The organism is Dokdonella sp. (assembly GCF_035703485.1).
Taxonomy (GTDB): Bacteria; Pseudomonadota; Gammaproteobacteria; order Xanthomonadales; family Rhodanobacteraceae; genus Dokdonella.
Window position 1 is genome coordinate 76,793 of the sequence record NZ_DASSYD010000207.1, and the last position, 9,378, is coordinate 86,170.

Here is a 9,378-nt window from a genome sequence, read left to right on the forward strand (position 1 = left end):
CAATGAACCCCCTAAGAAGTATTCTATTGGCGGTGCTGCTAGCCGTAATCCCATCAGCGGTATATGCGCAGGTCTCCAGTTATAGTCTGGGTCTGCAGAACGATCAAACTCAGAACAGAGTGACGCTGGTTTCAATCATGACTGAGGGTAGAGTTGTCACGGATTCGCAGGTGTTCCCGACCGCCGAAGATCTTTATATGGCGTTTGGAATGGACCCGGCCGCCACATTAACTGGCTACGGCGATCCCCCGATGACCCCTCCTCCTCCCCCGCCAGGTTCGGTCGCCGGAAATGTAACGCGGGTGAACTTTCAAATCACATCACCTGGATGGATGCGTGACACATCGTATTGGCGCACCGTCACCTACTCAGATAATGGCACCTCCAGCGCGACGCCGTGGGTGATCCACACAGATCTATTGACCAACACCAACACTGGCGGCGGGACCTGCATTGGCGTCAATCATGACGATTGCCCCGAAAGTATAAAATAAGTGTAGTTATTTTAAATGGAAGCTGAGCCACTCCAAAGCGGCGACTGTTCCATCGACTCGGTGTCACAGCAATGGGGCGCCGAATTGTCCAAGTCGCCGCTTTCAGAGCCTCAACAGGACACAAATCAAACCGAAGGCGCATGTTCGCGCGTCGCGGCAAACTCGATATCGGGCCAGCGTTCGATCGTCAGTTGCAGGTTGACCCGGCTTGGGGCGATATAGACAAGCTCGCCAGCCGCATCGATGGCGAGATTTTGTGCCGCCTTCTCCTGAAACTCCTCAAGCTTCCTTGCGTTGTCGCAATGCACCCAGCGGGCAGTGACGACTCCGACATTCTCGAACGTGCACTCGACGCCGTATTCGTCCTTCAAGCGATAGGCGACGACGTCGAACTGCAGCACACCGATGGCACCGAGGATCAGGTCGTTCGACATCAATGGACGAAAGAACTGTGTCGCACCCTCTTCGGATAGCTGGGCCAGCCCCTTCTGCAATTGCTTCATCCTCAGCGGATCCTTGAGCCGCGCGCGACGAAACAGTTCCGGGGCGAAATTCGGGATGCCGGTAAAGCTCAGGGCTTCGCCTTCGGTGAAGGTATCGCCAATCGAGATAGTGCCGTGGTTGTGGATTCCGATGACATCGCCGGCGTAGGCCTTTTCGACAATCTCGCGATCCGAAGCCATGAAACTCAAGGCATTGGCGAGCTTCATTTCCTTGCCGCTGCGCGTGTGCAGAGCCTTCATGCCACCGCTGAACGTGCCGGAGCAAATGCGCATGAAAGCGACACGATCGCGATGCATCGGATCCATGTTTGCCTGGATCTTGAACACGAAGCCGGTCATGGCTGATTCGTCGGCACTGACCGTGCGCGTCGTCGCCTCTTGTGATTTCGGTGCCGGCGCGTGCTCGACAAAGAAATCGAGCAGCAACTGCACACCGAAATTGTTGACCGCCGAGCCGAAAAAAACCGGGGTCAGTTTGCCGGCCAGATAGGCATCCTTGTCGAACGGATTCGATGCGCCGAGCACGAGCTCAAGCTCCTCGTTGAGCTCGTTCCATGCTTCTTCACCGACGCGTGCGCGCAGCGCCGGATCATTGATGCCTTTGAAGATCGTTGAATCCTGGCGGGTGAAATTCTTGCCAGGCTCGAAGATGTGCACCTCATCGAGGAGCAGGTGATAGACGCCCTTGAGTCGCTTTCCCATGCCGATCGGCCAGGTGATCGGAGTGCAGGCGATACCGAGCACGGATTCGACTTCATCGAGCAGCTCGATCGGTTCGCGACCCTCGCGATCCAGTTTGTTGATAAAGGTCATGATCGGCGTATCGCGCAGCCGGCAGACTTCCATCAGCTTGATCGTGCGTTCCTCGACACCCTTGGCGCAGTCGATCACCATCAACGCCGAATCGACAGCAGTGAGGACGCGATAGGTATCTTCGGAAAAGTCCGCATGGCCTGGCGTATCGAGCAAATTGACGACCCGCTTGGCGTACGGAAACTGCATGATCGAGCTGGTCACCGAAATGCCGCGCTCTTTTTCCAGCGCCATCCAGTCTGATGTCGCATGGCGCGCGGTCTTGCGAGATTTGACCGAGCCGGCCAACTGGATCGCACCGCCGAACAGCAACAGCTTCTCGGTCAGCGTGGTCTTGCCCGCATCGGGATGGGAGATGATGGCGAAGGTGCGCCGTCGGCGCATTTCACTGGCTGGATTATTCATCGGCAAACCTGAGTCGGCCGCAGCCATCGTTTCGGGCTGCCGGCGGGGCGCGCATTGTACGCGAGCTGGGCGCAGGCTTCAGGTCAGCGGCCGATCAATTGGCGGATTCGGGGACGCGCAAGGCAAGGCTGAACCGGATGTCAATCCCGACGAATGCTGATATCGCCACTGAAAGTATCGATGCTGAGGCGTGCCTTGCCGTCGCCGACCGTCGCGTCGATCGAGCGCCCGGGCCCGTGATCCGGCTCCTGGACCTTGCCAAAATCGCTGCGGATCCGCCCGCTGAATGTTTCCGCCTCGATTCGCGCCGAGAGTTCGCCGACCGCCTCGATGCGAATGTCACCGCTCATGGTTTCTGTGTCGATGCGCGCATCGCCGACCGGTTTGCCACGCAGATTGATGTCGCCGGAAACCGAGCTCGCCGAGAACTCGCGATAGGTTTCGGTGCTCACCGTGATATTGCCGGAAACCGTTTCGAACTTGAGCCGATCACGGTTTGCGCTGAATTCGATATCACCGGAAATGGTATCCACCTGGACTCGCTCGCCATTGCCTTTCAGTTCCACGCTGCCACTGATGCTGCCGATCTCGAGTTCGCGTGCGGCGCTGTCGAGACGGATTTTGCCGCTGATGCTGTTGACATCGAGCAGGCGCCCGGCGATCTCACTGACGGTCACTTCCGCGCTGACCGTATCGATGTGCAGTTCGGCCCCGCGCGGAGCACGAATGTCCAGGGTCGAATCGTCCATCTTCGAACTCGATCCCCAGTTGAACCAGCCGGAAGATCCTGGCTTCTCGACTTCAATCTCGAGGCGCGACCCATTTCCTTCGACGCGCAGGCCCTTGCTGCCCGAGCCCAGGGTACCGGTGATTTCAACACGATTCTGATCCCAGCCACTGACCGTCACCGATCCGCGCACGTTGCTGATTTCGATTCGAACCGACGCATCGACATCACGGCTCTGATTGATCGGCGTACCCGCCAGTGCGGTCGAGCCAGCGCCCAGCAACAGGAGAGAAACAAGCGGAAGGGTCATCGTTTTCATGCAGGATCCTTAGCTGGCATCGAGGCCGAGGCGGGCAAGCTTGCGCCGTTGGGCGTGGGTGCGGTTGATCAGGCCGACAAGGAAGATCGCATCAGGTTGCTGGGCAAGAGCATGGTCGAGTTCGCTGCTGGCCACATCAAGTACCACTTCGGCGCTAACCAGACGCGGGTCACCGGATGCCGCCAATTCCCTTGCTCGCTGGATCTGATGTCTTGCATTCAACTCGCTTGGCAACGTGGCATCTTCACTGGCAACACTACCGACACGATCATGCAACGACAATGAGAATAGACCGACACTGACCGCCATCACCAGACCCGCGGCAATCGCCAGAGGCCAGCGTGCGCGACGTCGAACCGTCACCGCGGCGGGCTGGAAGTCGGCAGATAGGCGCCGGGCAATTTGCGGCCAGAGATCGCGCTCTGGCTGCCGCGGCCCGCGCAGCTCGCGCAATTGACGACGCAATTCAAAATCAGTCATGGTTTTCTCCAAGCGCGCGCTTGAGCAATCCGCGCGCGCGATGCAATTGGGCCTTCGACGAGCCAACCGCCATACCGAGCTCGTCGCCGATCTCCTGGTGCTTCCAGCCTTCGATATCGTGCAATACCAGAACCGCGCGTGCCCGTGGCGGCAGATTGGCGATGGCGCGCTCCAGATCGGCTCGCTCACCTGCACAAAAAGGTCTGACCGGCTCGCTGGCAGCATCCAGCACGCTGTCTTCAACCGTTTCCTCGGGGTCGCGTTTGCGTAGTTCCATCAGCGCAACATTGACCGCAAGACGATGCAGCCAGGTGCTGAATGCACTCTCGAAGCGAAATGTGTCGAGTTTCTGCCAGGCGCGCACGAAAGCCTCCTGAGTCAACTCTTCGGCACGTGATGGATTCATCCCTGACAAACGCCACACTGCGCCATGCACGCGACCCGAATGTCGCCGATAGAGATGCTCGAATGCCGCTACATCGCCTCCTGCAGCAAGGCGGACCAGATCGCCATCCTCGGTTTCAATCCGTGGTGCGTCAGTCATTGGCAAGGGCATGGCTAGGCAGGCAGTACTCATGGTGCCAGCTTGGATGCCGATATGCAGCTTAGGGTTTAGAGGGCGGGGAGCGGTAAGCGGTGAGCGGTGAGCGGGAACAGGAACGGCATGGTGACTTCGGGTTCGATTGAGAAGCGGCTTCGGTCTTGGCCTGGAGCCATCAATTCGCCTGAATGGCACTTCCCGCTAACCGCTAACCGCCTCTCCTAGCCATTTGCCGCGCGAGCGTTGCTGACAGGATCGCTCGCCAAAGCATCAGCGATGCGGCGCTGCTCGTCTTTCAATCGCTGCGGCATGCGTGCGCCGAACCCTTCGAGATACTCGCCGATGGCTTCCACTTCGCTTCGCCAACCCTCGGTATCGACATCAAGGAGCTGCTGGCTGGCGACCGCGGAGATATCGAGGCCATCGAGGTTCAGATCGGCCGCATCGGGGACGAACCCGACTGCAGTTTCGTGTGCGCCTGCTGTCTCCTCGCAGCGACCGAGAATCCATTCGAGAACGCGCAGGTTCTCGCCAAAACCCGGCCACAGGAATTTGCCATCCTCGCCCTTGCGGAACCAGTTGACGTGGAAGATCTTCGGAAGTTTTGCATCCGGCTTGTCGAACGATAGCCAGTGCGCGAAATAGTCTGCGAAGTTGTAGCCGCAGAATGGCTTCATGGCCATCGAGTCACGTCGCAAGACGCCGACCGCGCCGGTTGCGGCGGCGGTTGTTTCCGAACCCATTGCCGCTCCGACGAGCACGCCGTGGGCCCAGTCCTTGGCTTCGAAAACAAGTGGAATCAATGATGGGCGACGGCCACCAAAGACAATTGCGCTGATCGGCACGCCTTGCGCGGCCTCGGCTTTTTCCGACCAGCTTGGGCACTGCCTGGCCGAAACCGTAAATCGGGCGTTCGGATGTGCGGCTGGGCCAATAGCCGGGTCGTAGTCACGCCCCTGCCAATCCTTGACCGGCTCGCCTTCACTCAAGCCTTCCCACCAGGGCTGATTGTCAGCGGTAACGCCAACATTGGTGAATATCGTGTTGCGCTGGATCATCTTGAGCGCGTTTGGATTGGTCTTTGTATCCGTGCCAGGTGCGACTCCGAAATAACCGGCTTCCGGATTGATCGCCCACAGGCGGCCATCTTCACCCGGCGTCATCCAGCAGATGTCGTCGCCGACCGTCCACACCTTCCAGCCGGCCTCGCGATAGCTTTGCGGCGGAATCAGCATGGCCAGATTGGTCTTGCCGCACGCCGAGGGGAACGCCGCCGCGATATAGCGTGTTTCGCCCTGCGGATTCTCGATGCCGACGATCAACATGTGTTCGGCCAGCCAGCCTTCGCTGCGCGCCTGCCAGGAACCGATACGCAAGGCGTGGCATTTCTTTCCCAGCAGGGCATTGCCACCGTAACCGGAGCCAATCGACTTGATCGACAGTTCTTCGGGAAAATGCATGATCAGGCGCTTGTCCGGATCCAGTTCACCGGTCGAGTGCAAGCCCTTGACGAAGCTGCCGTCCTGCTCGATGCGATTCAGCGCGTTGGCGCCCATGCGCGTCATGATGCGCATGTTGGCGACCACGTACGGTGAATCGGTGATCTCCACGCCGCAGCGCGAGATCGGTGAATCTATCGGACCCATGCAATACGGCACGACGTACATGGTCCGGCCGCGCATCGAACCGGCAAACAAGGCATCAATCTTATCGTGCGCCTCGGCCGGACTCATCCAGTGATTGTTGGGTCCGGCATCGTCACGATTGCTCGTGCAGATGTAGGTCAGATGTTCGACCCGCGCGACGTCAGTCGGACTGGAGCGGTGCAAATGGCAGCCCGGATGGGTATCGGGGTTGAGAGCGTGCAGATCGCCATTGGCGAGCATCTTCTCGATCAGCAGACGATTCTCGCCGTCCGAACCGCTGCACCAGTAGATTTCTGCGGGTTCTGTCAAACGGGCAACGTCCTCAACCCAGCGGTTCAAGGATTCAAGCGAACTGGCCATGGCTACCTTTTTCGCAGGCCGAAACCCGCGTCGATGAATGCAAGACCGACGACGTTAGCGGCAGGAACGAAGCTTGGCAAGGTCAGGCGCGGCATTGCCGGATCAAGCCGACGCTGATCAGGTGTCGCCGGGATTGGCCCGCCTGATCAGCGTTGCCTTGTCGATCAAGCCGGTACCAGGGTGGCAATGACGTGATCAACATAGGCAGCGTATTCCTCCTGATCCATGCGCGGCATGCCGTGGCGCTGGTTGAGCTGGAGGAACCCGCTGTAGGCCGTATAGGCCAGCCGCGCGCGGTGTTTCGCGGCCGTCGGCTCGAAACCCGCTTCGGCGTAGGTTTCGGTCAGCAGAGTCAGTCGACGTCTGGAAATCCGCTCAAGCACCGGCTGCACCAGGGCATTGTCCGAAGCTTGCAACAGGGCCGCGTAGACAAGATGCGACTGAACCTCACGACTGACCCGGTGAAACAGTTCGCGCAAGCGTGCGCGCGGATCCTCGATACGTTCGACGTAGGAAATTACCTGATCCTCATCGCGCTGCTCCCATCGATCGATGGCCGCCTTGAGCAGAGCTTCGCGGGTCGGAAAATGCCAGTAGAAGCTGCCCTTGGTCACGCCCAGGGTACGCGCAAGCGACTCGACGGCCACTGCCGCGACACCGCTTTCCGCAAGAACCGTCAGGGCAGCCTGCTCCCAGTCGGTCGCTGACAGGCGTCCACGAGATTCCTGTTTCGATTCAGCTTCGTTCATAGCCGGAGTTTGCCGGAGCCCGGTCGGGATGAGAAGCAAGCCATCTTCGACGCTCCATTGATTTGCACCCCGACAAGCACCATACTTCGGCGTATGGTTATGGTATCCCCCAACTTTCAATCGACCCAGTCCCGCCTGCTCACGCCAGACGGGACCGCGTTGGCGACACAAACGTACGGCGACGGGCACGCCGCTGTCGTCTTCGCTCACGGCTTCGGACAAACCCGGGAAGCATGGAGCGCCTGCGCTACGGCAACCGCTGCCGCGGGATGGACCAGCATGACATTCGATACACGTGGCCACGGTGAAAGTGACTGGCTCCCGTCAGGCGACTATTCGGTCGATCAACTGACCGCCGACCTGGGCTTCGTATGCGCACAGACACCGCTTCCGCCCGTGGTCGTCGGCGCTTCCATGGGTGGCCTGGTCGGCATTTCGATGGCCGGTGACGATCCGGCAAGTTGCCGCGCCCTGGTCCTGGTCGACATCACGCCGCGCTGGGAGCCAGCCGGCGTCGAACGAATTCTCGAATTCATGCGCGCGTTCCCCGAAGGCTTTGCCGATCTGAATGAGGCCGCCAATGCGATTGCCGCTTATCTGCCCCACCGTGGCGCGAAGAAATCTCCGGATCGCCTGCGCAAGCTGTTGAACGAATCGGCGGACGGGCGCCTGCGTTGGCATTGGGATCCGCGCATGCTTGAACCCATTGCGGAAGACGGCGAGCGCCATCAGGCCGATCTTTTTGCAGCAGCCAGGCGCATTCGGGTTCCGACGCTATTGATCAGCGGTGCGGCCAGCGATGTGGTTTCGGAATCCACGATCGCCGAATTTTTAGAGCTGGTACCCCACGCCCGGCATGCCATAGTCCCGAAAGCGACACACATGGTGGCAGGCGACGAAAACACCCAGTTCAGTCGCCATGTACTGGATTTTCTGGCTTCGCTGCCAAACGTTTGACAAGACATTGACCGTGAAGAAATGAAGCCCATTCCGCTACGGGTTGCACGCAGAGTCAGCGTGAAACCCGGATATTGAAGCTATCGCTGCGCTCAGTTCGAGCACGCCATGTGCGAACCGCAGCAAGAATTGAACTGTGAAAAGGAGTCATGGACATGTTGCAACTGATCCCGTTTCTGGCCGCCGTGCTGGTGTCGCTGGTCGCAGCCTATCTGCGTCTCGGCCTGCGCACCTGGACTCTGGCCACGGCCGTCGCCATCGTCGGCACCGGACTGCTCGCCGGGACACATTGGCTGGCCATCGCCGTACCGCTGCTGGCCTTTGCCATCATCGCCCTGCCGCTCAACTTGCCCGCATTTCGCCGCGCCCGACTGAGCGCGCCCTTGCTCGCGATCTATCGCAAGATCACGCCCTCATTGTCGTCCACCGAGCAGATCGCCCTCGAAGCCGGCACGGTCGGTTTTGAAGGACAACTATTCAGTGGCAAGCCGCAATGGTCGGAATTACTCGGCCAGGCCAAACCCGAACTCAGTGTCGAAGAGCAAGCATTCATGGATGGCCCGGTCGAGGAGCTCTGTTCGCAGATCAACGAATGGGAGATCACTCATGAACTGGCCGACCTGCCCGAAGACATGTGGCAGTACATCAAGGACAACAAGTTCTTTGGCATGATCATTCCGAAGCAGTACGGCGGCCTGGGATTCTCCGCACTCGCCCATTCGGCAGTCCTGCAGAAGATCTCCAGCATGTCGGCCACCGTTTCCTCGACCGTCGCGGTGCCGAACTCGCTCGGTCCGGCCGAACTGCTTCTGCATTACGGTACCGAGGAACAAAAGGACCATTACCTGCCGCGCCTGGCCGATGGCCGTGAAGTGCCCTGCTTTGCCCTGACCGGTCCGTATGCCGGTTCCGACGCCACCTCATTGCCGGACTACGGCATTGTCTGCAAGGGCGAGTGGGAAGGCGGCAACGTGCTCGGCGTCCGTCTGACCTTCGACAAGCGCTATATCACTCTGGCCCCGGTGGCGACCGTGGTCGGTCTCGCTTTCCGCCTGCTCGATCCCGAGCATTTGCTCAGCGACGAGGAAGATCGCGGCATCACCCTGGCCCTGATTCCGCGCGATACCGAAGGCCTCGAAATCGGCCGCCGGCACTTCCCGCTGAATATTCCGTTCCAGAACGGTCCGGTCCGCGGCAAGGATGTATTCGTGCCGCTGTCGCAACTGATTGGCGGACCGGAAATGGCTGGCCAGGGCTGGCGCATGCTGGTCGAGTGCCTGTCGGTTGGCCGCGCGATCTCGCTGCCTTCCACCGCGACCGGTGGCGCCTGTGCCGGTGCCGCCGCAACCGGTGCTTACTCGCGCATGCGCAAGCAGTTCGGCCT

The 9,378-nt window shown here is 59.9% G+C and carries 9 protein-coding genes; 3 read left to right on the forward strand and 6 right to left on the reverse strand.

All coding sequences use genetic code 11. The annotated features are described in order from the left end of the window. Window positions 1-2: 2 nt before the first annotated feature. Window positions 3-494 (forward strand): hypothetical protein, encoded by a 492-nt coding sequence (locus VFN25_RS16265; RefSeq protein WP_325143801.1) that lies wholly within the window; start codon window positions 3-5, stop codon window positions 492-494. Window positions 495-619: 125 nt separating this feature from the next. On the opposite strand, the gene VFN25_RS16270 is transcribed toward VFN25_RS16265, so the two are convergent. The 6 genes from VFN25_RS16270 to VFN25_RS16295 form a co-directional block, all read right to left on the reverse strand. Beyond that, complete coding sequence (locus tag VFN25_RS16270; protein ID WP_325143803.1) at window positions 620-2,215, reverse strand: peptide chain release factor 3; 1,596 nt, start codon at window positions 2,213-2,215, stop codon at window positions 620-622. Window positions 2,216-2,355: 140 nt separating this feature from the next. After that, window positions 2,356-3,261, reverse strand: coding sequence for a DUF4097 family beta strand repeat-containing protein (locus VFN25_RS16275; protein WP_325143805.1), 906 nt, complete (start codon window positions 3,259-3,261; stop codon window positions 2,356-2,358). Between the two features lie 9 nt (window positions 3,262-3,270). Then, window positions 3,271-3,741 carry a hypothetical protein gene (locus VFN25_RS16280; protein WP_325143807.1) on the reverse strand — a complete coding sequence of 157 codons (471 nt, stop codon included), beginning with the start codon at window positions 3,739-3,741 and terminating at the stop codon, window positions 3,271-3,273. After that, window positions 3,734-4,318 carry an RNA polymerase sigma factor gene (locus tag VFN25_RS16285; RefSeq protein ID WP_414648985.1) on the reverse strand — a complete coding sequence of 195 codons (585 nt, stop codon included), beginning with the start codon at window positions 4,316-4,318 and terminating at the stop codon, window positions 3,734-3,736. Before VFN25_RS16285 ends, VFN25_RS16280 begins: the two co-directional genes overlap by 8 nt. Before the next feature lie 185 nt (window positions 4,319-4,503). Then, window positions 4,504-6,288, reverse strand: a complete 1,785-nt coding sequence (locus VFN25_RS16290) for a phosphoenolpyruvate carboxykinase (GTP) (protein ID WP_325143809.1) — start codon at window positions 6,286-6,288, stop codon at window positions 4,504-4,506. Between the two features lie 164 nt (window positions 6,289-6,452). Beyond that, entirely contained in the window at window positions 6,453-7,037 is a 585-nt protein-coding gene (locus tag VFN25_RS16295; RefSeq protein ID WP_325143812.1) for a TetR/AcrR family transcriptional regulator, read from the reverse strand. Between the two features lie 99 nt (window positions 7,038-7,136). Here VFN25_RS16295 and VFN25_RS16300 point away from each other — a divergent pair, with 99 nt between their 5' ends. Continuing rightward, complete coding sequence (locus tag VFN25_RS16300; RefSeq protein WP_325143814.1) at window positions 7,137-7,994, forward strand: alpha/beta hydrolase; 858 nt, start codon at window positions 7,137-7,139, stop codon at window positions 7,992-7,994. Window positions 7,995-8,149: 155 nt separating this feature from the next. Next, on the forward strand, window positions 8,150-9,378 hold a 1,229-nt coding region (locus VFN25_RS16305; RefSeq protein WP_325143815.1), incomplete at its 3' end, for an acyl-CoA dehydrogenase family protein.

Excerpts from the sequence above, each read along its gene's own strand:
- VFN25_RS16265 (WP_325143801.1), top strand. The coding sequence starts at position 3 with ATGAACCCCCTAAGAAGTATTCTATTGGCGGTGCTGCTAGCCGTAATC.
- VFN25_RS16270 (WP_325143803.1), bottom strand. The coding sequence starts at position 2,215 with ATGAATAATCCAGCCAGTGAAATGCGCCGACGGCGCACCTTCGCCATC.
- VFN25_RS16275 (WP_325143805.1), bottom strand. The coding sequence starts at position 3,261 with ATGAAAACGATGACCCTTCCGCTTGTTTCTCTCCTGTTGCTGGGCGCT.
- VFN25_RS16280 (WP_325143807.1), bottom strand. The coding sequence starts at position 3,741 with ATGACTGATTTTGAATTGCGTCGTCAATTGCGCGAGCTGCGCGGGCCG.
- VFN25_RS16285 (WP_414648985.1), bottom strand. The coding sequence starts at position 4,318 with ATGAGTACTGCCTGCCTAGCCATGCCCTTGCCAATGACTGACGCACCA.
- VFN25_RS16290 (WP_325143809.1), bottom strand. The coding sequence starts at position 6,288 with ATGGCCAGTTCGCTTGAATCCTTGAACCGCTGGGTTGAGGACGTTGCC.
- VFN25_RS16295 (WP_325143812.1), bottom strand. The coding sequence starts at position 7,037 with ATGAACGAAGCTGAATCGAAACAGGAATCTCGTGGACGCCTGTCAGCG.
- VFN25_RS16300 (WP_325143814.1), top strand. The coding sequence starts at position 7,137 with ATGGTATCCCCCAACTTTCAATCGACCCAGTCCCGCCTGCTCACGCCA.